Genomic DNA, 23,501 nt, shown 5'->3' on the forward strand with positions numbered 1-23,501 from the left:
ACGGCAGCCTCGTGGTTGCCGGGGCCATAGCCACTGGTGAGGGCAACCGCGGTGAACAGCCCGGTCTCCGGCTCGAAGGACGCATGCCCTTTGAAGCCTTCGCTGTGGCGGGTTCGGTTTTTATGGATGTGCCGTGCGTCGGGATCGACGGTGGACACCGTCCGGTCCGCCACCGTGCGCTGGGCGATGCGCCAGCGGCCGTCGCGCCCGTCGGAGTCCTCGGCCGGTTCCACGTCCTGTCCCGCGACCAGGGCCAGCAGGCCCACCGCGTTCGCCGCCCTCTCGCCGAACTCGCGTTCGGGCAGGTGTCCGAGCAGGTTGAGGGCGTCGGTGACCAGCGCGTCGACCAGTGCGGCGCGCGCTTGCTCGTCGTCCCAGGCGATCCTCGGCTTGCCCGGGTCGGTGTAGTCGTGCGCCGTGCACCACTGCTCCACGCTCTCCTCGCCGCCGGGGACCTCCCGGATCACCCGGCGGATGGCGGAGATGATCTGAGTGACGGTGTCCTGGGTGGCCACCGCATCGTCCAGCACGGTGGAATCCAGCGCCCGCCGCTGCTTGCCCTTGAGCACGCCGGTCGCGGCCACGACCTCTTTGACCTTGGTGAAGATCCGCGTCGGATCGGCCGAGTGTCGCAGCCGGCGTCAGCAGCGACGGATCGAACGCCATGTCGTACAGGCCGAGCCCGCAGGCCGCCTTCCACCGCAGGTCACACCGCAGTTCCTGGACCGTCTCGAAATCCGACAGCCCGTGCAGACTCTGCAGCACCACCGTGGCGGCCAGCACCTGCGGCGGCAGACTCGGACGGCCGTTGGACGAGGGATACATGTCGGCGAACATCCCCGGCGGAAACAGCACCTCCCGGTGCTCGGCGAGGAACGCGAACACACTCCCCGCTGGGATCAACTCCCGGCAGGTCTCCCACACATCCGGCCCGACCATCTCCCCGGCCCATTCCCCCTGCATGCCTACAAGACTGCCCCCGACCCAGTCGGGCCGGGGCCAAAACCCCAGATTTTCAGCAGTCTTCTAGCTGGGCGGCGGCGGAGAACAGAAGCAGATGCAGCCGTTTGGGCTCCCACAGCCGGGTCTGGCCGGTGAGAGCGAGCATCGGCATTGAGGCCAGCAGGTCCAGGGCGAACTGGACGATCTCCAGCCAGATCTGGTTCTGCGCGAAGCCGTGCAGCGGAAGGTTGTGCAGGCCGCTGGCGCGTGCGTTGCGGATGCGGTTCTCGCAGCGGGCGCGCTGGCGGTGCCGCAGTTCCAGCCCGGCGATCGCGGTGCCAGGAGTGTTGGTGGCGAAGCAGGTCAGGCGCATGCCGTTGGCGTCGGTGAAACGGAGTTGGGCGCCGGGGTGCGGGCGTCCTTTGCGGACGATCAGGCGCATCCCCTTCGGCCATTTTTTCAGACAGTGCCCGGTGATCTCGGCTACCCAGGCGCCGTCGTGGACCTCGCCGCCGGGCTCGACGGCCGGCGTCCAGGCCAATGACGGGACCTGCAGTACGGCGTGGTGGATGGCGTCGGTGATGGTCATGCCGACTGAATACGACAGCCACCGGCCCCGCGCGGTGAGCCAGTTGACGAACTCGTGGATGCCGCCGCCGGAATCGGTGCGGACCAGGGTGCGGCGCCCGCGCCGGTACTTCTTCGGCAGCTGGGCCAGGGCCAGCTGGGTGGCGGTGATGTGGTCGGCGAGGGTGTTGCTGCACGCGTTGCCCGCTCTGAGCAGGCTCGTCACCGGCTCACCGGCTCACCGGCGTCGCCCGCCCCGTGGTCGACGAACCCCATGATCGGATGGTGGCCGAACGTTCGCTTCCAGGTCGCCGCGGGGTCCTGCTTGTCCGAGTGCGCGATCACCAGTACCCCGTCCAGGTCCACGATCACCTCGCCGCCCTTGTCGGGAGCTGCGTCACGGGCCGGGCCCAATCGCGGACTTGGGCGCGGGCCCGGCGGATCGCTGTCGGCGCGCGCTTCCCGCTGCCGGCGAGCGTGTCGATCAGGGCAGGAGACGGTCGGGTCGGAGGCCACCGGCCCGAACACCGCCGACTCCGCCCGCGGCACGCCGACATCGGCCAGGTAGTCCACGCTCAGCGCGACCGCAAGCGCCACATCCAGCAGGATCTTGCCCAGATCATGCACCGCCCCGCGGCTTGCGCCACGGCGCCAACGCCGTCGATATCGCCGTATATCCAGGCCGGGCTTGCGGACGGTCTCCACCAGCAGCACGCCCCGGCCTGGGAGACCACTCCACGACCGCCGTCCTCGACGCGGACACGCGGGTACGACCCGATACTCTTCTTCACCTGAGGAGTGCAGCTTTCCTGACGACGAACAGGACACTAGACAAATCCCATCGTCCCAGGTCAGACGCACTCCTCGCTTCTTTGATCAAGTATCGGACAGCCCACCTCGCGAAAGCGCAAGGCTAGCCTCGCCGTTTCGGTTGGGATGAGGCGGCGTCGCGGATCAGCAACTGTTGGGTGGCCGACGCGATTTTTGTATGTGGGCAGGGCGGTGTCCCGGCGCGGTGGTCGGGTTCTCCGAGGTCTTTCAGGTCGTGGGCGGATGGGGGTTTGCCGGTCAGCCGGCGGGCCGGGGCAGTGCGGCGAGGCGATGGAATGCCGTGGCCAGTTCGTTTCTCCAGGGCCAGGTCGCCGATATCCGCAGGCGCAGGCGGCGGCCGCCGCGGGTGAGGCGTGCGGCGACGTGCAGCAGTTGGTAGCGGAGCTTCTTCGGCTCGGCAGTGGCGAGTTCGCTGTCCAGTAGGAGGCAACGGGTCCAGGCCAGCAGATCGATCGCTGCGAGGCTGAGTTCGAGCCAGGCGGCGTTGATGTCGAAGTCGCGGGAGGGGAAGCGGCCGAAGCCGGTGGTCTTGCCGCACGGGATGTGGTCCTCGACGCATGCATGCCCTCGGTGACGGACCTCCAGGAACCGGGCGGAACCGCCACCGGGGTACGGGGTGTCGGTGAGGAACACCTGATGCCGCAGGCCCTCGTCCTGGTCGAACAGGGGCAGCTGGGCTCCGGGGTGCGGCCGCTCGCGGCGCACGATGATGCGAGTGCCGGCCGGGTAGCCGTCCAGATCGAGCATGCCGGTCAGCTCGGCGACCTCGGCGCCGTCACGCAGCGTCCCGTCCTGGTTAAGGGCGGCATGCCAGAGGCGGTCGGGCATGGCCCGGACAGCGCGGCGGACCGGCTCGGTGATGGCGTATCCGACCGGGAAGAAGGTACGGATTCCTCGTTCCCGCATGTCACGGACGTGGGCCAGGAAGGCTTTCGCGGATCCGGCACTGTCGGTGCGGACGAGGATGTCGGTTCCGTGCCGGTGGGCGTCGGGGATCTGCGCGAGCGCTTGGTCGAGCACCGTGATGTGGTCGCTCGCGGTGTTGGCACCGGCGTTCCCGGGCCGCAGCCGGCCGGACAGTGCCTTGCCGGTGTTGGCGAGGAAGCACAGCAACGGGTGGAAGCCGAAGCCACCCTTATAGGTGGGTGCGGCCTGCTCTTTCTCGGAGTGGCAGGGGACCGGCGTCGCGTCCAGGTCCAGGACCAGCCCGGGCAGAACGCGTCTCGCGGCCCGGGCCGCGGGTATGCCCTCACCGTGTTCGGCGGTCTGCAGCCAGGCGACTTCCCGGGCCTGGGCACGGGCCGAGCGCAGAGAAGACAGTGCCCTCTCGTCAACGTCGGCGAGCAGCCGCCAGGCTGTTGGTGTCGAGGCGACGGGGCCGAACACCCCTGCCTGGTCCCTCAGTACGGCCAGATCTGCGATGGCCTCGCCGCCGTCGGCGGGCATCACCGCCAGATCGGCGGCGATCCGGCCCGGATCATGCCGGTCCCGCGCGGCCGAAGCGGCCTGAGAGCGGCAGAGTATGCGGCACTCAGCCCGGTGGCATCAGCAAGATCCGCCAGCAACCGTGCTCCGGCATGCCCGACCACCCTCGCCCCATCGGCACTGACATAGACCTTGGGACGCAACCCGATACCCTGCACGTAGAAAGTGCCCTCCGCCTGGACCGACAGAACCCCTCAGCAAGGTTCATCGTCCCAGGTCAGGAAGGCACTTTCGCGTTTCCGCTCCAAAGCCAGCCGTCCCCAAGTGAAACGGCGAGGCTAGAGCGTTCAACTGCGCGGTCCCAGCGGTTGAACACCCGATCATGCTCGTCCTCGGGTTCGCGGTGAGCCCGACGGGTCGCGCGATCGCTTGGTCGTATCGCGAGGAGGTACAGCTCAACAACCCGGTGCCGCGTTCCTGTGTGAATCCGTCACGGAATACCGGCAGAGTTTGTTCTCGCCAGGGGGTTGGGCCACCGGTCCTTACGCGTGTGGACGCGGTGACGCGGTGGTCCGTCCCTTCGTCCTGGGGCCGTAGCGTGAAGGTACCTGATCCTCGGCACGCGGTTGCATGTCCCGTTGGTGGTCCTGACGAACGTGATGGAGGAACGAGCCGGACCGAGTGGACCGGCTCGATCAACACCTGCGGGAAGCCGCACGTCTCGTTCAACCACCAGAACATCCTCCGATGAATGCCCCTCAGGTCAGCCTCTGCGTGTTTCCAGGGCTTCCGCGAGGTTATGCCAGGCAACGGAACAATTCCTGGCCAGGAGGGATACCCTTTCTGCGCAGTGGGGAGGCAAAGAATAGGCGATCTCGTCATCAAGGATGAATGCCCTCATGAGTACGAGCAGCAGGCGACCGCGGTCATTCATGTGCAGCGACGGATCTTTGCTTAACTGTTTCCATGCGAGCTGGAGCTCCTCGGTGGAGGGAACGTGGGCTTTGTTCGCTGCCGAGTCGATTTTCTCACGGGTGGACGCTTTCGTGGCCGCGGTGGGGATGACGGGGTCCTCGCCTTGCCGGAGGCGTCGGCGGACGTCACTCACCGTGCCTACCGACAGGCCGACCTCGCTCGCGATCTCACGAAGCGGTGTGTCCGGCCGGGCCTTCATCAACTCACCGGCGCGTCGTCGACCTTCGGCGGTGCTCAGCGGGCGGCTCCGCCCGTCTCTTCCGATGCGTATTGCCCGCTGATCGGCGCCCACCGTCGTGTGGCGAATCTTGGCGACCGTGTGTGCAGAAACCCCGACGGCCGAAGCTATCGCCCGATCCGACCATGAAGGGTGTGCCCGCAGCACTCGTGAGGCTGCGGCGCGGCGGTCAGCAGCCGTAAGCGGGAGCCCGTGCGCGTTGTTGGCGGTCACGGAATGGACGAAGGCTTCGTCCTCGCTTCCCGAGAACAGAATTGCCTTGATCGTTTTGTCGCCCCGTTCCACTGCGGCTCTCAGCCGGTGCATTCCGTCGACAACCCGGCGAGTGACGCTGTGGACCGTGATCGGTGGTAACTCTTCCTCGACTTCAGCGATGAGCTGCACGTACTCCTCGTTCACTCCCTCGAGACGAGGTGAGTCGGCCGGCAAGATTTGCGCAATCTCCAAGGTGATAACATTGAGGCGGTCATCTGATTCTACTGTCGGACTGCTCTGATCTGTCAGTCCCGTACGAGCGTGACTAGTCTTCTCACTCTGCAGCATCATCACTGATCCCCCTCGGCGGATCGTCCAGCAAATACTTAGCGAGAGTACGTCAGTCGGCCCCGATATATCCATCACTTTACCTTCTCCCTGATGAAGCTCGCCGTGCTCTTGCGGTCTTCGCGAGGTGTCTGTATGGGAGGTCATCCCGATCGAGGTGCTCGGCATATTTCACCCGATAGATAACTCTTTCCGGAAGATCGACCGTGAAGGGGCTGTTAGCTCCCTTCGTCAGTGATCACGCCTGTTCCGTAGGTTTTTGGTACACCTGGCACTACTAAGGGGTGTGGTGCAGGGTCGTCGACGACGGGGGGCGCCAGCGGGGACAAGCCGGTGCGGGCGTCGCGTGCGACTGAGGCATTGACGAACGAACTTCTTCTCAAGGAGAAGGACTTGGACGACAGGTCGACTGACTCAGCAACCCCGTCCGCAGGACCCGCTCTTCCTTGACGGAGTAGCCTTCCGCCCAGGTGCGGGGTGCGACGGGCGGACGGGCAGGGCGCCGTCGGCGCCATGACGGTCCTGGACGCTGTTCGTGAAGTTCGGCCCCGCCGTCGCCGTCTGGCGCATATTGCTGATGTTGTGGCGGTGATGGAGTATCGGGCCGCGCCATTCTCGATAGCTGTCAGCCTCGAGCAACGTGTGCCGCCACCGAGCAAGTGGTAGCTCTTGGAGAGGGTTGCGGGATTTTGATCGATCGTTTAAATTTTCCGAGGCATTGGCGGCTGGCGGTCAGGTAGGAACTCAAGGATTTTCTGACATAAGGCGCATCAGGATGTCGTCGGAGCGTGCGGGATTGGCTTCTTATCTCAATACTCGAAAAAATCCGCAGTTTTCCTGGCTCTCCGGTCGGAAGAAAATGCAGCCATTTGTTTCCTGGGGAGGTGCTGCGTCCGTACGGGCCTGGTGGACCTTAGCTTGGTGAAACAGTGACGGCAGGGTGCGTGTAGGAGTCCTCGTACTGAAGAATCAGGTTCTGTGTTTCCTACCTCCCGGCCGGCAACCGCCCAAGAAGAATGGAGTCAGCCAGCGATGCAGGGCAATGATGGGCAGGTCAATTCCCAGCCGGAAGCTACAGTCCCCTCCCTTTTCGAGCGGCACGCGGAACTTGGTCCGGGCAGGACCGCGGTGGTAGCGGGGGACAGCACCCTGACCTACCGGGAACTGAACGACAGGGCAAACCGGATGGCTCGGCGGCTCCAGGACGCGGGCGTCGGTCCCGACACGCTGGTGGGGATCTGTGTTGAGCGATCGCTCGACATGATTGTGGGACTGCTGGCCATTTTGAAGGCGGGCGGCGCTTACGTTCCGATGGATCCCGGATATCCGTTCGAGAGGCTGCAGTTCATGATCCGGGACAGCGCTGTCCCGGTGGTGGTAACCCAACGTCATCTGGTGCCGGTGCTGCCGAGGGGTGAAGCGACCGTCATACTCCTCGATGATCTCGTCGGCGTCGAGACGTATTCCACGGACAACCCCGCCGTCGTCATGCGGCCTGACAACCTCGCCTACGTCACTTACACATCAGGGTCCACGGGCACGCCCAAGGGGGTACTCGTCCCTCACGGCGGGGTGGTCAACCTGGTTACGGCGCAGAACTACGTTTCCATCACGCCAGAAGACCGCGTTGCCGCGTTGGCCACACTGTCCTTCGACGCTTCCACATTCGAGATCTGGGGGCCGCTGCTCAACGGGGCGACGTGCGTCGTCTATACGTTCAGCGGGGACGACCTGTCGAATCTCTGTGGTCAGGTTCAGCGGGACGCCGTGTCCGTTTTGCATTTGACGAGTCCCGTGTTCAGGCTGCTGGAGCCCACGCACTTTCAAGCCCTCTCAGGCGTGCACACACTTCTGTTCGGCGGGGACTCCATCCGATCGCAACTCGCGGACCAGGCGAAGGAATCGTTTCACGGCAACCTGATACACCTGTATGGGCCTACGGAGGCTACTGGCTTCGCCACGTTCTACGCTGTGCGCTCCACGGCGGAGCCCTCGCCGAGCGTGCCGATCGGCCTGCCGATCAGCAACGCGCATCTGCTGGTTCTGGGGCCGGGCAGAATCGCTGTGCCGGATGGGCAGGCGGGGGAGCTGTACATCGGCGGACGCGGGGTGACGCGCGGTTACCTCAACCGCCCTGAGCTCACGGCTGAGCGCTTCGTGCCAGGCACTGCGGACGGTGCCGGATCCTTGCTGTACCGCACCGGTGACCTCGTGCGGCGTGACGCTGACGGTGTATTGCACTTCCTGGGCCGACTCGACCGACAGATCAAGGTCCGCGGCTACCGAATAGAGCTGGGTGAGATCGAGAGCGTCCTCGCACGACACCCGCTGGTGGACGATGTGGTGGTCGTGGCACGGGGTGACGCGATGGGTGACAAGCGGCTCGATGCCTATGTGGTCCCCACGTACCGAAGGACTGCCGGGAGGCCGGGCGAGGCTGTGCCGGCGCCCGCTGAGGCTGTCGTTTCCGAGCACTCCTCGCGCGAGGACGACCTGAAGCTCGTGACCGACCTGCGTCGGCATGTCCTGGAGGTGATGCCGAAGTACCAACGCCCAGCCTCCCTCACCGTGATCTCGGCCATCCCTCTCACCGCGAACCTCAAGCTCGACCTGGAGAGGCTTCCGAAGCCGTCAAGGGAGCGAGGGCTTGTCCAGGACCACCAGGTGGCCCCACGTACCGATGTAGAGGCGACGCTGACCGGTCTGTGGGGCGAGATGCTCGGGCTGGACAACGTCGGGATCGACGACAACTTCTTCGATATTGGTGGCGATTCCATCACGGCAGTGCGGATGGCCGCATCGGCACGGAGTAATTTTGGGATTCGGGTCACGTTTCGTGATTTTCTTAAGTTTCCCACGATTCGTGAGCTTGCTGCGGTGACGTCGGCAGACCGTTCCTAGCCTTTCCTGTCAGCCCGAGGTTTCTCTGCTTGCCACACTAAGGATGACTAAACAGGTGTCGTCCCTATTGTCCTATGTGTATCTGACCCGCGACGAGGTGTGAAGGATGAATAACGGCGAACCGGTCACCGCTCCCATGACCAGGGCACAGAAGTTTCAGTGGTACCTTGAGAAAGGATTGGCCGAAGGGCTCCGGCAGCTTCCCGTGTCGATGAACGAGACTGCGGTCCGTCAACTGATGAGCGGGTTGGAAAATCGATTCGAGATCCTGCGCACGTCGCTTGACATTGTGGATGGTGAACTGCGGCAGAAGGTCCATGACACGGGTTCTCCTCTGCTAGTGATAGACGTCGCGCGTGAGCCAAACGTCCAGCGGTGCATGGCGCGTCTCGTGGACGATTTTAAGGCGGAGAGGCATGGGCGTGTCGGCCGGTTCCTGGTGCAGTTCTACCTGCTTCGTGACGAGAAGCGGAATTGGCTCGCTGTGGTCGCGGACAATGCGGCGATGGATGCAGGTTTCCATAGCGTGGTCGACGAGCAGATAACCCTGATACTGGCCGGGGGATCGGATACCCACTCGGATGGCCTGAAAGGAGAGCAAGGCATCCAGCCGGCCGCAATGGCCCGACGGGAAAACGGTCCGCATGGAGAAGCTGAGCGATCCGCGGCGCGTGAATACCTTCGGCATCACTTCGTTGTCGCGCCGCCGCAGATGCACTGTACCCGGCCTTCCGACGGCAGGAACGAAGGCCGGTTCTATCGGAGCACGCTTACGCTGAAGGGTGCGGACGATGCTTTCGCCCGTCTCATGTCCAGCGCCGAGTTGCTGCCCTCCGCGCTTATCCTGGCGGCGTTTTCGCAACTGATGTGCTGGCGTGGTGACGTAGATGCATGTTCTATTAATGTGTCGTTGGACAATCGTCACAACGCGGAGCTCCGCCACGTACGGTGTGCCACCGCTCAGCGTTCCCCGGTCAAGCTGTTGATGGGGAGCGGGGGCTTGCTTGCCGCTGCCGAGGAAGCGCAGCAGACTCTGTCTCAGGGGCATCCCGCCTACGGCAGGTATGACCCTTTTGATCTCATCCGGGAGAAGGTTGAGGCTCAGCATCGGCGCGGCGTTTGCCTGGGCACTGATCTCGCCTTCAACTTCATACCTCCACCTCAGGGTTGGACAGAACTCATTCAGGCGGGCGAGCGTGAGGTTGCGGACGACTCGTCCCACCGTGTCGCCGCAGACGTCTCCTGGGAGACGACGAATGAGATCTCCTACGAGTACGGAGTCAGCCTGTCGGTCAGGTGGTCCGACCCGCAGACGGCCCGACTGTCTGTTCACGGCGACTCGGACGTCATGGCGCCCGAGCAATGCGTGGCCTTGCTGCGCGGCATCGAACTCGTGCTGGAACGGGCCGCAGCGAATCAGGACTGCTACGTTGAACAGATCGCGAGCGAGGTCGGTCTGCGCCGACTGTCTCGGTCCCCGCACGAGAAACGCGTCCACGGCGGATGGGCCGACCTCAAGGCGATCGGGGACCGGTTACGCGGCATAGGCGACGTGGAAGAAGTGGAGCTGATTTCCGGTTTCGACGGGGTGGTCGATGTTGCGCGGCTGACGGCGCGTGTCACGGTGGCCCATGGAGCGGCGACAGTTCCGCTCGACCTCCGCGAAGAGCTTCTCACGGCCGTGGAAACAGGGGAAATCCTGGTGGCACCGGACCGGTACGAGATCGTCTGTGGAGATTCGGCCGATGGCGGTGCCTGCTCGCGGGCTGAGCGAAGCGGAGACGGCCGAACGGTTGCTGGCCGTCCCGCGTCCACCGACGAGGAGTCGGCCCTCCAGAGCGCCCTGGAAGACTCGCGGCTTGTCCAGGAACTGGACTTGGATCTCTGTTACGTGCGAGCGGGAGGACGGCTGGACCGGTATCCGGAGTTCGCCGAGCAGATTCGGCGACGTGGTTACGTCTTGCCCGACTTTAGCCTGGTCAGTGGCATGAGCACGGTGAGGGGACTCGCCAGGAGGCTGCTTCCTCTCAGTGCGGTGGATAAGTAGCGGGGTATGACCGCAAAGAAAAGAATGCCGGACTTGCTGGAATTATGGAGTGTGGATGTCAGTCGATGAGAACGGGCCGGTCCTGTCCCAAGAGGAAATCGATGTCTTCTGGAGGGACGGCTATCTGCTGATCCGTGATGTGCTGACGAAGAGTGAGGCCAGGCACTTCGCGGGTCTGATCCTGGACCTTCTCCCGCGTGATCTCGGCATCCCGCGGCACTGGGAGGCGGTCGACGGCCGGTTTAAACCCTTTTGCACTCCCGGAAATCAGACCTTTGACGGTCCCGAGTTCATTCCGCTGTACCAGAACGAGAGACTCTACCGCGTTATGGTGCAGATTCTGCGGCATTCGCGGCTTCTCGTCAGGGACGGCTCGGTCGCCATCACCATGCGCAACGACACTCCCCACGAGAGCGAATTGAGTCAGGATCTTCACATCGACCCGGCTGTGCCCGAGGATGTGGACGAGTTTCTTTTAACGAACGCGGAAGTCGAAATCGGTGGCTGCTACTACTTCACCGACGTCGAGCCGGGCGGGGGCGCTCTCCATGTCGTGCGCGGTGGCCACCGCATAGTCGAGGAAGAAGCTGCAGCCGCCCCACGCGGCCGGCAACTGTACGACAAGTGGCGGAACATCCCCCACCTCCGGACCACCGAGGTGACCGGGGAAGCCGGATCCTTCGTCCTGACGCATCATCTGCTGCCTCACGCCGCTTCGCATAATCGAAACCCTGAAGCGCGCGTCGCTCAGTTCTTCCGTTACGCGAGGGACGACCAGCCTTGGGACGACGGTGAGCGGCCCGGCGATCGGCCCGCCAATCGCCTCTACGGCGACCTGCAGATCGCGGCGATGAGCACGCTCGGGCGAAAGCTGCTCGGGGTCGACCCCTGGTAAGGATCGGCCCCGTGCCTCCGGCGGACGTGCGGCGGCGGGCAGCGGCGCCCCGCCCATTGTTGTCTGGAATGCCCGTACACATCCCGTACGCGGTTGTCTCTCGCCTTGCGATGCACCACTTCCGAGGCCGGACACAGGTCTGTCAGGGACCACGGGAGCGCCCTTGAGGGCAGAGCCGACGCACCAGGTGGAACAACAGATTTCTAGGAGAACAGTGTTGTGACGACACACGCGAAGAGCGACGTTCAGGAACTGTCCATCGACCACGTCACGCTCTACGTCGAAGACCTCGAGACCACGGCACTCTCGTTCGCCCGGGATTACGGGTTCGAGACGTACGCCACGGCCGAGCTTCCGGGCCGGGCGAAATCCGTCGCCATCGGCAGCGGCCGTATTCGTCTCGTCCTTACCCAGGCCCTCCAGGACGATCACCCGGCCGCTCTGTACGTACGGCAGCACGGCGATGGGGTCGCGGACATCGCCCTGACCACGCCCGACGCCGAAGCGGCCTTCGCCGAGGCTGTCCGACGGGGAACTCGGCCGCTGGCAGAGCCGACCGAGGTGGACTCCGTGATCACGGCCACGATCGCCGGTTTCGGGGATGTCCGGCACACCTTCGTCCAGCGCCGTGAGGGTACTGGAGCCAGCCACCTGCCCGGTTTCACCTCTGTCGACGGCGGCTACAGCGAAGTGGACAGTGGTCTACTGGAGATCGACCACCTCGCGGTGTGTCTGGAAGCGGGCAGCCTTCGATCCACCGTCGAGTTCTACGAGCGGGTCCTCGGTTTTCGGAACACCTTTACGGAGCGGATTCTCGTGGGTGCTCAGGCGATGGACTCCGAGGTGGTGCAGTCTCCTTCGGGAGGTGTGACGCTCACCCTCATCGAGCCTGACACCAGCCGCGAGCCGGGCCAGGTCGACTATTTCATCAAGAACCACGATGGCTCCGGCGTGCAGCACATCGCGTTCCGTACCGAAGACATCGTGCGGTCCGTGGCCGCTATGAGCGACAGGGGCATTGAGTTCTTGAGCACTCCTGCCGCCTACTACCGGATGCTGGGCGATCGTCTGCGGTTGGCCCGGCACTTGCCCGAAGAGCTCGCCTCTTTGAACATTCTGGCCGATGAGGACCACGAGGGTCAGCTCTTCCAGATTTTCACACGCTCGGTGCACCCCCGAAGGACGCTGTTCTTCGAGGTCATCGAGCGCGTCGGAGCTACTACCTTCGGCAGCGGCAACATCAAGGCTCTGTACGAAGCGGTGGAAGCGGAGCAGTCGGGGTGACGGTCATCGGCGGCCACCGGACCGAGGGCACTCCCACGAATCTCGCTGACGTGAGGGAGAGGGCACGGAAGGTGCTGGCCCCCGAGGTCTGGGACTTTGTCGAGGGCGGTAGTGGCACAGAGTTCACCATCGCCGCCAATCGGGCTGCCTTCGACGAGATCGCCCTGATTCCGCGGGTCCTGACTGGCGTCATCGCCGCGGATACCAGCGCTCGACTGGTGGGAACCGAGGCGGCCCTGCCGGTCGCGATCGCGCCCACGGCGTACCAGCGATTGGTGCACCACGACGGTGAACTCGCTGCCGCCCGCGCGGCTCGGGCGGCGGGCATCCCTTACGTGGTGAGCACGCTGAGCAGTTGCCGTCTGGAGGACATCTCCGCTAGCGGCGCCGATATCTGGTTCCAGCTCTACTGTCTGCGGGACCAAGCCAAGAATCACGAGCTGATCGACAAGGCCGAGAAGACCGGTTGCCGCGCGCTGATGGTCACCGTGGACGTACCACTCATGGCGCGTCGGCTGCGCGACATCCGGAACGGCTTCGCGCTCCGCCCGGAGGTGTGGGCCGCCAATATCGACAGCGGCCCGGGTAGCGAGGCGCACCGGAAGGCTGACTGGGCGTCGGCCGTAGCGGTGCACACCAGTGCGGCCTTCGCGCCAGGGCTGTCCTGGCGGGACCTGGCAGACCTGCGACGCAGGACCTCGTTGCCCCTGGTGGTCAAGGGCGTTCTCGACCCCAGGGACGCCCGTGCGGCGGTGGACATCGGTGCGGACGCCGTGGTGGTCTCCAACCACGGCGGCCGCCAGCTGGACGGTTGCCAGCCCAGCATGCGCGCACTGCCGTCCGTGGTGGTGGCCGTGAACGGTGAGTGCGAGGTTCTGTTGGACAGTGGGGTACGCAGTGGCGTGGACGTGCTCAAGGCGTTGGCCCTAGGGGCCCGCGGCGTGCTTCTCGGCCGTCCCGTTCTGTGGGGCCTCGCAGCCGGCGGCGAGGACGGCACGGGCGAGGTTCTGTCCCTGTTGGGTACCGAATTGCGTGAGGCGATGACACTGACAGGCTGCGGCGATGTCGCGTCGGCGTCGGCACTTCGCACCGAAAGGCTGAAGACGCATGGATGATTCGCCGTCCGTGGATCTACTCACCGGTGATCTGCACAGCTCGCTGGAGGACCCGACCGTCGCGTCGATGAACTTCCTCAACGAAGTGACCTCGCGATATCCGGAGGCACTGTCCTTTGCCCCCGGACGACCGGTCGAGAGCTTCTTCGACCTAGAGGCGTTGCATGGCTGGATGCGTGCCTTCAGCCGCTACCTCGCCGAAGACCTGGGGTACTCGGAAGAGGAAGTGCGCCGGACGCTGTGCCAGTACGGCCGCACGAAGGGCATCGTCCACGGCCTTATCGCCCGTCACCTTTCCCGTGATGCGGGCATCGAGATCGATCCGGAGTCGGTGGTGGTGACCGTGGGCTGCCAGGAGGCGATGTTCCTGGTACTGCGCGCGCTGCGAGCGGACGCTCGTGACGTCCTCCTGTCCGTCTCACCCATGTACGTCGGACTCACTGGGGCTGCGCGGCTGGTCGACATGCCCGTGCTGCCCGTGGCGACCGGGGTGCAGGGGATTGACCTGGACGACCTTGTCGCCCAGATCCGGGCCGCCCGGGAGCAGGGCCTGCGCCCTCGTGCCTGTTATGTCATGCCCGACTTCGCCAACCCGTCAGGTCGCAGTCTCACCGCGAGTACACGCAAGGCGCTCCTCGACGTGGCCGAGCGGGAGGACATCCTGCTCCTGGAGGACAACCCATATGGAGCGTTCCACGGAGGCGAGGGCACGCCCCCGACACTCAAGGCGCTGGACACGGGCCGACGCGTGATCTACCTCGGATCCTTCGCAAAGACCGTGCTGCCCGGCGCCAGGGTGGGCTATGCGGTAGCCGATCAACGTGTCAGGACCGCAGACGGCCGTACGGGACTGTTCTCGGACCAGCTCTCCAAGATCAAGAGCATGGTGACCGTGAACACGTCGCCGCTGGCTCAGGCGGTCGTCGGTGGCGCCTTGTTGGAGCACGACTTCAGTCTGGAGCAGGCCAACGCTCGCGAGCGTGTGATCTACCGCGACAATCTCCGTCGGCTCGTGGACGGACTCCGGAGCAGGTTGGGCAAGGGATCTCCCATCAGCTTTAACGTGCCTACCGGCGGCTTCTTCGTCTGCGTCTCCGTTCCGTTCGAAGCCGACGAAGACCTGCTGGAGCACTCGGCGCGCAAGTATGGCGTGCTGTGGACGCCGATGCGCCACTTCTACCACGGGACGGGTGGCGAGCATGAGTTGCGGTTGTCCATCAGTTCGCTCACCGGCGCACAGATGGACGAGGGCCTGGACCGGCTCGCCGCCCTTTTCGCTGAACAGGCCCCTGTGCGTGCTGATAACCCCCGCCATCCTATGCGACCTGCTCGTACGTAGTGGCTGCGCCATCTTGAAGTGGCTGGTCAGCAGGGGTGGCGTGACCCCGTTTCGGGGTGCTCGTGCTGGTCGTGGGCGGCAGTCTGGGGTGTAGATCGGCCGGCGGGGTGGTTTTGCCGATGAGTTCACCGTCCTCGAACGGTCTACCAGCGGCACGACCGTTCTCGACAGGAGTGCCATGTCCACCATCCAGCCAGTGATCATCACTGCCGACCAAGACGTCCTGGTCGGCTTCTATACGAAATTGTTCGGCGCCGAGGAGATCTTCCGAGTACCGGCGGAAGGCCCGGCCTTCTACCTCGGCTTGCGTATCGGCGACACCGACCTCGGGCTGGTGGCCAAGACGAACCCGGGGACCGGGGCGGCACCGCGGATCCTGCTCAGCATCGGTGTCGACGACGTCGACGAGACGCTCGGCCGGGTGACGGCGCTGGGCGGCTCGGTCCGCGGCGGCCCCAACGACATGCCGTGGGGACAGCGCGTCGCCCACATCCAGGACCCCGACGGCAACCCGGTGAACCTCACCCAGCCGATCCCGGCTCAGTGACGCTGCTCCGGGGTGCTTGTGCTGGTCGCGGGCCGCCTGCGGTAGAGATCAATTTCCTGTAGTGGCCTCGATGTTCGTCAATACGAGCAGCGCGCGAAGCAGGTGGGTGGCGCGGGCGGGGTCAGTGCCGGGGCTTGGTGAGGATCCGCCAGTTCTTCAGGTGGGCGAACCCGCGCTCGACGGGCGCGCGTCCGGCGGCCAGAACCCGGTTCGCCGTCTTCTGCCCGGGGGTGAGCTTGCGGTAGCGGGTGGCCTTGAAACCGGTCACGATGACCAGGTCATCGGGGTCGTCGGGCTTGTCCACGCCGAGGAAGCCCAGGTCGGCGAGCGCGCCGAGGCCGGCCGCCTTGAGATGTTCGACGAGATGGTCGTGGCGGGCGGCGGTGGCGTCGTGGGTGTGGCCGGGCCGCGCGGCGGAGATCCAGATCAGGCGGCCCCTCTCGTCGGTCAGGGCGAGGAAGTGCAGGCCGTGACGGTGGTGCTTGCCGGAAAAGTGTTTTCGGTTGTCGCGGCCGGTGCGGCGCTGGGTGGCGATGAGGGTGCCGTCGACCAGGACGACTTCCCCGCCCCGCTTCGCGATCTTCTTCAGGGCCCGGTCCAGGCGCGGAGCGCGGGCGGCGAGAAGGTGGATCATCTCGTCGCGCCAGCGGCGGACGGTGGACTCGGCGATGTTGTTGCCGCCGGCCATGTCGGCCAGGCGCTGATCGTGGCGGAGCACGGCCAGGACGATCACCGCGATCTTCCCCGGCGGCAGCGACCGCCAGCGCGAACCTATCGATTTCAGGTGACGCCGCAGCAGGCCGGCGAGGTGGTTGACGGTGCTCGTGGACAGCGGCAGACGGCACTGGTAGACAAGGGCCACGGTGTCCCCGATGTGCTCTTCGGTTTTGCTCACACATTCCCAACGAGCCCCGGGGGCACCGCAGTTACGTCCGCCCCAGGGAACTGCGGGTCACGGGCGGACGGTGAACCGCCCGTCGGGACGCTTGTGCAGCCAGCCGCGATCGGCCAGTTTCGTCAGCTTCCCGCGCAGCGGCTCCAGCTTGCCCCGCACCCCGGTGTCCAGCCCGAGCGCCTCGCCCACCTGCCGGACCATGACCGGCCCGCCAGCAGCGCGGACGGAAGCGAGAATGCGCTGGTACTCCGGCGGGAGCGCGGTCTCGGCCATCTCCGGGGCGCGGTGCGGGATCAGCAGCGCCCCCTTCCCGCCCACCTGCGCGACAGCCGGCGCCGTCGCGGCCCGTTCGGCGGCGACCTGCTCGCCCATCCGGGCCAGGACCCGCTCCGCCGCCGCCAGGTCCTCGCGTTCGGCCCGTACCTCGGCCAACTGCTTGACCAGCTGTTCTTCCAGATCGTCCAACTCCGCGCGGCGTACCGCGATCCGCTCCTGCACCTCGGGATCCACCATGCGCCGGATCGTAGGGAGGAGAACGAGGCGGCGGACCGGAACAGGCGAACCGCCCTGCCCGACGATCTACATGCTGGACACTGCCCCACCACCAGCCGGAGCAGCCTCACCCGCCATCACACCAGAGGCCCTGACCAGCCAGAATCAAGATGGCGGAGCTTCGTAGATGAGGCCACTGAGGCGTTCACGGTGGACGACTCTCCCGCTGTCCTCGGCGATCGGTCTTTCGGCATCGTCGAGGCTGCCAGCGATCGTTGTCCAGTGATCGATGGGTGCGATGAGCGTTGTAGTGATCGGTGTATTCGTCGACGATCAGGATGAGGTCGGTGGACTCGTGTCGGCAGGAACTGAGGGGCCCTGCGCTTCTCGGACAGCGGTGTTGAGGGTTCTCCTTATGCCGCTGCCCGCAACTCCTCGTACGCGGCGTGGACTTCTGCGGGAGTCTTGTAGCCGAGTCCGGAGTGGAGGCGTTTTCGATTGTAGAACATCTCGATGTAGCGGACGATCGCCCGGTGGGCATGCGCGCGTGTTGGGAACGTAGTTCGGTGCACGAGTTCGTTCTTGATGGCGCCGAAAAATGATTCAGCCATCGCATTGGTGTGTCCAGAAGGCGATTGTGAGGTTCTGATGTAGAAGACGGAACGAACAGTCGCCATGCTGTTGTGGAGATGAAGGTAGGTCCTTCGGCATCGGCATGCAGGTGCAGGTGTCAAACCACCATGAGCTGCTGCGGTGAATGAGCCGTGGTGGTGAGCGTCATGGAAAAGCCGTACTGAATGCGGCAGGTGGGGGCTGAGAAGGCGAACGCAAGTGAACCGCTGATGACGTGTCGTAAAGCTTTGACGACATCAAAACCAGGGCCTCAATGCTGTCCTGGGACAAGCCAGACGGGAACCTGTCTACTGGTCTGGCGGTGTCCGGCATGAAGGCGGCGCGAGCTCAGTCCGGGCTTCACGACGGAACTGGAGAACTCCTTGACGCGAAACCGCGATCCACGGGTTGACGTGGCTTGCAAGAGGGAGAGGCGCAAGTGGTGAAGAGTCATGAGGGCCGGAGTACCGGTCGCGCGTCGGGAGGGCGGAACGTCCCGTAGTAGTGATGAAGCTTCCGTAATAGAGGTGGAGCGAAAGGGACTTCCTCACTACTACGAGCTGGTCCGCCAGCGCGCCTGACAACGAGTCACGCGCGCTTTCTCCTGTTCCGCACAGATCCCGCAGATCGGACTCGTGCCACCTTCACGCCGGACACCACCTGGCCAGTAAGCGGATCGCCCGCCAGGCTCATCCCAGAGCGCCTTCAAGCCCCGGTTTTGATGTCGTCCAAGCATTTCGACGCATCAGCAGTGGTTCGCTTGCGCTCACCTTTCCGATCCCCACCTGACATATCACCGGGCGCCTTTTCCTCCCTCGCTCACCACGACGGTCTTCAGCCAACGCAGCGGGAGGCGGTTTGGAGCCTCTCTCCGCAGAGCGATTCCGAGGGGCCAAAACCCTCATCATCTGTGCAGCACCATCTGATGCCTACCGACCTATCCGGCAGTCACCACCCGTTTAGGACACACGAAGGCCGCCGCTTTTCCCAGGAACTCGGTCTTCATACGGAGTTCCCGGTTCTCGCGTTCCAGCTCGCGCAGGCGGGCGCGTTCACTGATGTTCAGGGCAGGCTCCTCCCCGGCGTGCTCTTGCCGGTACCGGCTGACCCAGGTGCCCAGCGTCCCCTCGTTCACTTGTATCTCTCGGGCGACCTCCGCGATCGGGCGGGACTCCACGACCACCATCTTGACCGCCTCGTCCCGAAACTCAGGACTGAACTTCCTACGCTTCTGTGCCACGTGCTCTCTCCGCCGTTCTGGACTTCGATCCTATGGGGACCACTGTCCGAGAACTTCGGGGCGCCTCATAGACGGCTGCCTCGCCGAGACCGGCCTGACCATCAGACCCGCCTGAATAACGACACGACACCACGAGTTCAATCTCAGTAGCTCGCTTCGTATTGCGGGATGGGTCCCAGGTTTGACAACGGTGCGCACATGTAGACGGCTGTGGGGTCGTAACTGCCCGAGGCGACCACTCCGGGATGTGCGGTGAATCCTCGAGCCGACCAGAACCCTTCACTTCCGCCAACCGCGACCAGCGACAGTTGCTCGTATCCGGCGGACCGCGCTGTCCCAATAGCGTGCTTCAGCAGCCGCTGGGCCATGCCTCGACGGCGGTGGGTGACGGCGACAACGATGTCGTGTAGGTGCAGATTGCGTGTGGTGAAACTGGTCGTCTCCACTTGCCGTAGATCTGGGTAGTGGTCGGCAGGGTACGGTAGGGCGAGCAAGTAGCCAGCGACTTGGCTATCGTCCTCCAACGCGAAGCACGTCTCCGGGGAGACCGCGGCCCGGGAGCGCAGAACCTCCCGTCCCTCGGACAACCCTAGATCTGCGTAGGTGTGGTACTCCATTGCCACGATGGCGTCCCAGTCCCCGGACCTGATCGGGCGCATCAGGATGTCGTCGCTCACCGGCCACCACCTGTGCAGGTGGGACGGAGCGGTGCGAAGCCATTGAATCCCACGGTCATGTAGCTGACGGCGTACGCCCCACAGGACGTGATCTGTACCGGGTCGCCCGAGGCTAGGTCCTTCGGTACCTGGACCATGCCGTAGGTGGGGGAATAAGCGTCGTCGCTGTCGCAGGTGGGCCCCGCCACAACTGCAGGCACTGTCCGTGCCCCGGCGTGTAGCGGGAAGGCAAGGCGATACCGCAGTTGGTCCATCTCGTACAGGCCATTGAACTTGCCGACACTCAGGTACAGCCACCGCTGCCGGACGCCATTCAATAAGTGACGTTCCGTCACCCGGACCACCCGGGCGTGGATTGTGCCGTGATCGGCCACGAGGTAACGCCCCGGTTCCATGACGACCCGAAGGTGCTCGCCGTGGTCCCGGCGCAGCTCCCCCAATCGCTCACGGAGTACCAGGAAGATCTTGTCGATCGGCGGGCGCAAGGGATTGCCCTGCTGGTCTAGATAGTGGAGCGCGGGTAGTCCGCCGCCGAGGTTGATGTGGTCAAGGACAATCCCGCGTTGGGCAAGGGTCGTCATGACCCCGCTGAGCCGCTCGAAGGCGTCGTGCCAGGCATCTGGATTCATCTGCTGAGAGCCCACATGCACCGAGAGGCCCGAAGGGAACAGCCCGTCAGCTCTGGCTGTCTCCAGGATGTGTACCGCGTCATCGGGAGAGCAGCCGAACTTGTGCTTCAGGCCCCACAAGGCCCCCTCGCCGCTGGTCGTTAGTCGGCAGAAGACGCGTGCTCCGGGGGCGTGGCGTGCCAGGGCTACTACATCCTCAGCACTGTCGGTGGCGAAGTCCCTGATCCCCAGGCGGTACGCGTCGATGATGTCCTTGTCTGACTTGATGGTGTTGCCGTAGTGAGTGCGGGCGGGCTGCGCGCCGACACGCAGCGCGTGCTCCAGCTCCGGCACGCTTGCCGCGTCGATCCCGGACCCCAACCTGATGAGGCAGGCCAGGACGTCATCGACTGGACATGCCTTCATGGCGAAGCGGACATCGACACCGGGCACTTCGCGGCGAAGCGTTTCGTACCGCTCCAGCACACCGTCTAGGTCGATGATGATCCGGTCGTCTCCGGGGTGCTGCTGGCTGACAGACGATTGAATGAGTTTGCCGGTCATTGGCTCGCCCACCGGGTCTTGGGTTCTGTGTGGTGTAAGGGGGTCACCCGTGCTGCGCGGACCAATTCTCCCCACACCTCCGTTAGTTCGGCGAAGTTATTGATGTCGTCGCGCGCCTCCTCGAGAAGGCACTCTTGCCGGGCAGCCAGCAGGTCGGCGAAGTCCGCGTACTTTCCACCGAGCCTTCGATACGCGGTGTCGATCCGGCTCAGTCGCTCCAGGTTCTCTGCCTGGTCGAGCCCCGTGCTCTGCCGGGCCAACTCAGCGACGACGGAGGCGCGGACTTCCCCCCGTTCATCGAGCAGGGAGGGGCCGACCTCTGACAGCCGATCGTAAAGAAAGTTGAAGTAGAGCATCGAAAGGAGGAACTTCACGAATCGGGTCTGGTATGCGAGGAATCCCGTGAGAGTCCTGCGCTCGGCGGTGTAATAGTTGACTATGTTGCGGTTGTGCACCACACCGGGCAGTCCAGCGTTGTACACCAGGTGGATGAGGAAGTAGTCACTGCCAATAGTGTTCGTTGCGGGGGGTAGCGGCACCCGGGCGTGTACGCCGTGGAAGGCGATGTTGCACATGTCCACCCGCATCGGGTCAACCAGGGTCAGCGTCGAGTGGTCGCGCTCAAAGGGCGCTTGCCCCGGGCCGCGGAAGGACTCCTCGACGAGCGACCGTTTCCGCTCGGTTGGCCAGTCCCTCGGCGCCCATAGGCTGACCACGTCGTAATAGGCACCAGGATCCGTGCGCGCCACCTCGTCGAAGTCCACGGACGGTTCGCCCACGAAGGAGCTGCCCACCATCGCTACGAGACGTTCGGCGTGCCCCTCGGCCAGCATGGTCTCCGAAACGGTGTCTGCGGTGTCCGCGGCCCGCCTGCCCAGAGAGGCGAGCTCGTGGTGGATGGGGAAGACAGTCTCGCCGTTCGGGGCAGTCTGGTAACGGCTGTCGGAGTCCCTTCGGTGCACGGAAACGCACCCAAGGGCGAAAGCGATAAGGAAGGCCCGATTGGTGCAGGCACCGTACGACAGCTGATCTGGCAGCATCAGATCGAGAAGCAGGTGTGGCTTCGCAATGTCGGTGCTCCCGACCACTCGTTCCAGGAAGTTGCGTTGCTCGCTCTCGCTCAGATGATGTGTGGTGAGGCGGGAGTGTTCGGGAAGGGCGCGTATGGTCTCGGCATGCTCAGCATGCACCGAGGTGTCACATGAGTCGAGCACCAGAAGGTGGACCTCGACATCGAAGCGGTCAGCGGCGTAGACCGCTTCCCGGCCGAGGGCAGTAATTGTCTCTGGACACGCCCGGTTGGTCGGAAGGGTCAGGCAGATGCGACGCATATCTCCTCCCGGCCAGCCCCGTTGATGTCGTCCGCGTGCCAGGGCTTCAGGCCGAGGAGCTTCTCTCCGAGTTTGGTGAGGGTGGCCGGCCCGTATCGCTCGGACTCGGGTTGCACCGGATCGCCTAGCAGAGTGCCGTTCCAAGTTGGCGTGGTGAGGTGGCGCCAGGAATCGACGCGCGAACGGCGTAGTTGCGTGTGGCTGTCGAGGGCAGGCATCATCGATAGGTACTGCACGGCTCGCGCCCCGTCTCGTGCCAGGTTGGGGGCGACGCCGTGGGCCAGGTGACCGTTGAAGATCAGCAGGTCTCCGGCTTTCAGGTCTGGCCGAATCACCGGTAGTTCCTTGCGGTCGATGGCCGGCCGGATCGGGTCGCGGTCGTCCGGCTGGAGCGCCGCCCAGCGGTCGAACGTGCGGAAGAGCTCAGGGCAGCACTGAAAGCCGCCATGCTGCGCGATCGTGTCATTAAGTGCGATGATCCCTTGGACCCGTTGCGGGGGTATACCCAGGGTGGTGTCGACGTCCCAGTGCAATTCGATGTCAAAGCCGCGCTCACGGTACTCGATCAGGGATCGGTCACGGGTCTTGATGTTCGGGGGGTTCAGGTTCAGCCGGTCCAGCGTCACCCACAACTCTGCGCAGTCCCACACGTCAACGAACGCGTCGTATACGCGCCGAGTCTGGCGGCTGTCCCAAAGTAACTGGTGGTGGTACGCCTCGACGAACCCGTAGATGTACAGCTCCTGTTCGAGGTCGGAATGGTACTCGCGTTCGGCGTACCAGGTCTCTGGGCGGCCTTGGGAGAGGCCTTGGAAGTCCCAGGTGAAATCCAGCAGACGTTGGGCTGCCTCCGGAGCGATTGCCTGCTTGACCACGACATAGCCGTAGGTCTGCCAGAACGTGAAATCCTCCGCAGATAGCACTCTGAGGGGCTGTGCCTTCTGCAGGTCACGCAGCCGGGAACGCGCCAGGTATGTTTCGCCGTCAGCACTGAAGTAAGGGACATCCGAGGCAGCACGGTGCAAATAGTGATCGGAAGTGGGCATACGATACTCCAAAGTTCGATCAGAGTGTGATCGCTGGACACGGTCGCGGATCCGTCCGAACCCGCAGTTAAAGCACGGCAGCGGCACCGTTCTCGGCACGTCGCGGCAGGCTTCGAGAAGGGGCCATTGCAGGAGGGGGTGTGGGTGTGATTCCCGCGTTCCGAGGGTGATCTCCCTTTGAGTAAAAATGGACTGGATCAAGGATTATGTCAACCCGTGAAGGGTTGGGAGTAGGCGCCAACAGGACCTGTTGCAGGCTCGGTTGGCGCGCCGCCGGTGCGCAGGCGGGCATGCGGCACCCTTGTTCAGCTGCGTAACGCTGGAACGCGTCGTGCAGGTCAACCTCAACGTCGACGCACCCGAGCGACTGACCACCGGTGTGAGTTC

At 64.5% G+C, this 23,501-nt stretch carries 17 protein-coding genes and 3 pseudogenes; 7 read left to right on the plus strand and 13 right to left on the minus strand.

Annotated features, from left to right (window positions below; genetic code table 11):
- From ACIRQP_RS38695 to ACIRQP_RS38715, 5 genes and pseudogenes are all read right to left on the minus strand, one after another.
- Positions 1–963, minus strand: a pseudogene (locus ACIRQP_RS38695) (transposase); the annotation flags it as partial.
- Between the two features lie 52 nt (positions 964–1,015).
- Complete coding sequence (locus ACIRQP_RS38700; protein ID WP_403899488.1) at positions 1,016–1,735, minus strand: transposase; 720 nt, start codon at positions 1,733–1,735, stop codon at positions 1,016–1,018.
- Complete coding sequence (locus ACIRQP_RS38705) at positions 1,732–2,223, minus strand: transposase (protein ID WP_403899491.1); 492 nt, start codon at positions 2,221–2,223, stop codon at positions 1,732–1,734. The genes ACIRQP_RS38700 and ACIRQP_RS38705 overlap by 4 nt, the downstream gene beginning before the upstream one ends.
- A gap of 354 nt (positions 2,224–2,577) precedes the next feature.
- Positions 2,578–4,013, minus strand: a pseudogene (locus ACIRQP_RS38710) (IS1380 family transposase).
- Between the two features lie 515 nt (positions 4,014–4,528).
- The gene (locus ACIRQP_RS38715) at positions 4,529–5,689 is read right to left on the minus strand and encodes a ParB N-terminal domain-containing protein (protein ID WP_403899494.1); all 1,161 of its coding nucleotides are present in this window, start codon (positions 5,687–5,689) and stop codon (positions 4,529–4,531) included.
- A gap of 864 nt (positions 5,690–6,553) precedes the next feature.
- On the opposite strand from ACIRQP_RS38715, the gene ACIRQP_RS38720 reads away from it, so the two are divergent.
- The 7 genes from ACIRQP_RS38720 (at position 6,554) to ACIRQP_RS38750 (ending at position 15,649) form a co-directional block, all read left to right on the plus strand.
- Positions 6,554–8,422: an amino acid adenylation domain-containing protein gene (locus ACIRQP_RS38720; RefSeq protein ID WP_403899496.1), complete on the plus strand. Its 1,869-nt coding sequence runs from the start codon at positions 6,554–6,556 to the stop codon at positions 8,420–8,422.
- A 106-nt stretch (positions 8,423–8,528) separates the two neighbouring features.
- On the plus strand, positions 8,529–10,469 hold the full coding sequence (locus ACIRQP_RS38725) for a hypothetical protein (RefSeq protein WP_403899499.1): 1,941 nt from the start codon (positions 8,529–8,531) through the stop codon (positions 10,467–10,469).
- A 55-nt stretch (positions 10,470–10,524) separates the two neighbouring features.
- On the plus strand, positions 10,525–11,364 hold the full coding sequence (locus ACIRQP_RS38730; protein ID WP_403899501.1) for a phytanoyl-CoA dioxygenase family protein: 840 nt from the start codon (positions 10,525–10,527) through the stop codon (positions 11,362–11,364).
- 219 nt (positions 11,365–11,583) lie between these two features.
- Positions 11,584–12,648, plus strand: a complete 1,065-nt coding sequence (gene hppD / locus ACIRQP_RS38735; RefSeq protein WP_403899504.1) for a 4-hydroxyphenylpyruvate dioxygenase — start codon at positions 11,584–11,586, stop codon at positions 12,646–12,648.
- Between the two features lie 50 nt (positions 12,649–12,698).
- A complete protein-coding gene (locus ACIRQP_RS38740; protein ID WP_403899507.1) occupies positions 12,699–13,763 on the plus strand; it encodes an alpha-hydroxy acid oxidase in 1,065 nt (354 codons plus the stop codon).
- Positions 13,756–15,102: a PLP-dependent aminotransferase family protein gene (locus ACIRQP_RS38745; RefSeq protein ID WP_403899510.1), complete on the plus strand. Its 1,347-nt coding sequence runs from the start codon at positions 13,756–13,758 to the stop codon at positions 15,100–15,102. Before ACIRQP_RS38740 ends, ACIRQP_RS38745 begins: the two co-directional genes overlap by 8 nt.
- A gap of 178 nt (positions 15,103–15,280) precedes the next feature.
- A complete protein-coding gene (locus ACIRQP_RS38750; RefSeq protein ID WP_403899512.1) occupies positions 15,281–15,649 on the plus strand; it encodes a VOC family protein in 369 nt (122 codons plus the stop codon).
- 121 nt (positions 15,650–15,770) lie between these two features.
- On the opposite strand, the gene ACIRQP_RS38755 is transcribed toward ACIRQP_RS38750, so the two are convergent.
- The 8 genes and pseudogenes from ACIRQP_RS38755 to ACIRQP_RS38790 all read right to left on the minus strand — a co-directional run bounded on the left by ACIRQP_RS38755 (position 15,771) and on the right by ACIRQP_RS38790 (position 23,114).
- Entirely contained in the window at positions 15,771–16,544 is a 774-nt protein-coding gene (locus tag ACIRQP_RS38755) for a transposase family protein (protein WP_403899515.1), read from the minus strand.
- Positions 16,545–16,601: 57 nt separating this feature from the next.
- Positions 16,602–17,057, minus strand: a complete 456-nt coding sequence (locus ACIRQP_RS38760) for a hypothetical protein (protein WP_403899518.1) — start codon at positions 17,055–17,057, stop codon at positions 16,602–16,604.
- 392 nt (positions 17,058–17,449) lie between these two features.
- Positions 17,450–17,653 (minus strand): annotated as a pseudogene (locus ACIRQP_RS38765) (IS3 family transposase); the annotation flags it as partial.
- 932 nt (positions 17,654–18,585) lie between these two features.
- Positions 18,586–18,888 carry a transposase gene (locus ACIRQP_RS38770; RefSeq protein WP_403899521.1) on the minus strand — a complete coding sequence of 101 codons (303 nt, stop codon included), beginning with the start codon at positions 18,886–18,888 and terminating at the stop codon, positions 18,586–18,588.
- A 143-nt stretch (positions 18,889–19,031) separates the two neighbouring features.
- Positions 19,032–19,565, minus strand: coding sequence for a GNAT family N-acetyltransferase (locus tag ACIRQP_RS38775; protein ID WP_403899524.1), 534 nt, complete (start codon positions 19,563–19,565; stop codon positions 19,032–19,034).
- Positions 19,562–20,737 carry a type III PLP-dependent enzyme gene (locus ACIRQP_RS38780; protein ID WP_403899526.1) on the minus strand — a complete coding sequence of 392 codons (1,176 nt, stop codon included), beginning with the start codon at positions 20,735–20,737 and terminating at the stop codon, positions 19,562–19,564. Before ACIRQP_RS38780 ends, ACIRQP_RS38775 begins: the two co-directional genes overlap by 4 nt.
- Positions 20,734–22,068: a DUF6271 family protein gene (locus ACIRQP_RS38785; protein ID WP_403899529.1), complete on the minus strand. Its 1,335-nt coding sequence runs from the start codon at positions 22,066–22,068 to the stop codon at positions 20,734–20,736. Before ACIRQP_RS38785 ends, ACIRQP_RS38780 begins: the two co-directional genes overlap by 4 nt.
- On the minus strand, positions 22,050–23,114 hold the full coding sequence (locus ACIRQP_RS38790; protein WP_403899532.1) for a phytanoyl-CoA dioxygenase family protein: 1,065 nt from the start codon (positions 23,112–23,114) through the stop codon (positions 22,050–22,052). Before ACIRQP_RS38790 ends, ACIRQP_RS38785 begins: the two co-directional genes overlap by 19 nt.
- Positions 23,115–23,501: the final 387 nt, after the last annotated feature.

Source organism: Streptomyces sp. NPDC102274 (assembly GCF_044766385.1).
Lineage (GTDB): Bacteria > Actinomycetota > Actinomycetes > Streptomycetales > Streptomycetaceae > Streptomyces.

What these genes read in the sequence shown, in the direction of transcription:
- ACIRQP_RS38715 (WP_403899494.1), bottom strand. Translation starts at nt 5,689, where the DNA reads ATGCCGAGCACCTCGATCGGGATGACCTCCCATACAGACACCTCGCGA.
- ACIRQP_RS38720 (WP_403899496.1), top strand. Translation starts at nt 6,554, where the DNA reads ATGCAGGGCAATGATGGGCAGGTCAATTCCCAGCCGGAAGCTACAGTC.
- ACIRQP_RS38725 (WP_403899499.1), top strand. Translation starts at nt 8,529, where the DNA reads ATGAATAACGGCGAACCGGTCACCGCTCCCATGACCAGGGCACAGAAG.
- ACIRQP_RS38730 (WP_403899501.1), top strand. Translation starts at nt 10,525, where the DNA reads ATGTCAGTCGATGAGAACGGGCCGGTCCTGTCCCAAGAGGAAATCGAT.
- ACIRQP_RS38745 (WP_403899510.1), top strand. Translation starts at nt 13,756, where the DNA reads ATGGATGATTCGCCGTCCGTGGATCTACTCACCGGTGATCTGCACAGC.
- ACIRQP_RS38750 (WP_403899512.1), top strand. Translation starts at nt 15,281, where the DNA reads ATGTCCACCATCCAGCCAGTGATCATCACTGCCGACCAAGACGTCCTG.
- ACIRQP_RS38760 (WP_403899518.1), bottom strand. Translation starts at nt 17,057, where the DNA reads ATGGTGGATCCCGAGGTGCAGGAGCGGATCGCGGTACGCCGCGCGGAG.
- ACIRQP_RS38780 (WP_403899526.1), bottom strand. Translation starts at nt 20,737, where the DNA reads ATGACCGGCAAACTCATTCAATCGTCTGTCAGCCAGCAGCACCCCGGA.
- ACIRQP_RS38785 (WP_403899529.1), bottom strand. Translation starts at nt 22,068, where the DNA reads ATGCGTCGCATCTGCCTGACCCTTCCGACCAACCGGGCGTGTCCAGAG.
- ACIRQP_RS38790 (WP_403899532.1), bottom strand. Translation starts at nt 23,114, where the DNA reads ATGCCCACTTCCGATCACTATTTGCACCGTGCTGCCTCGGATGTCCCT.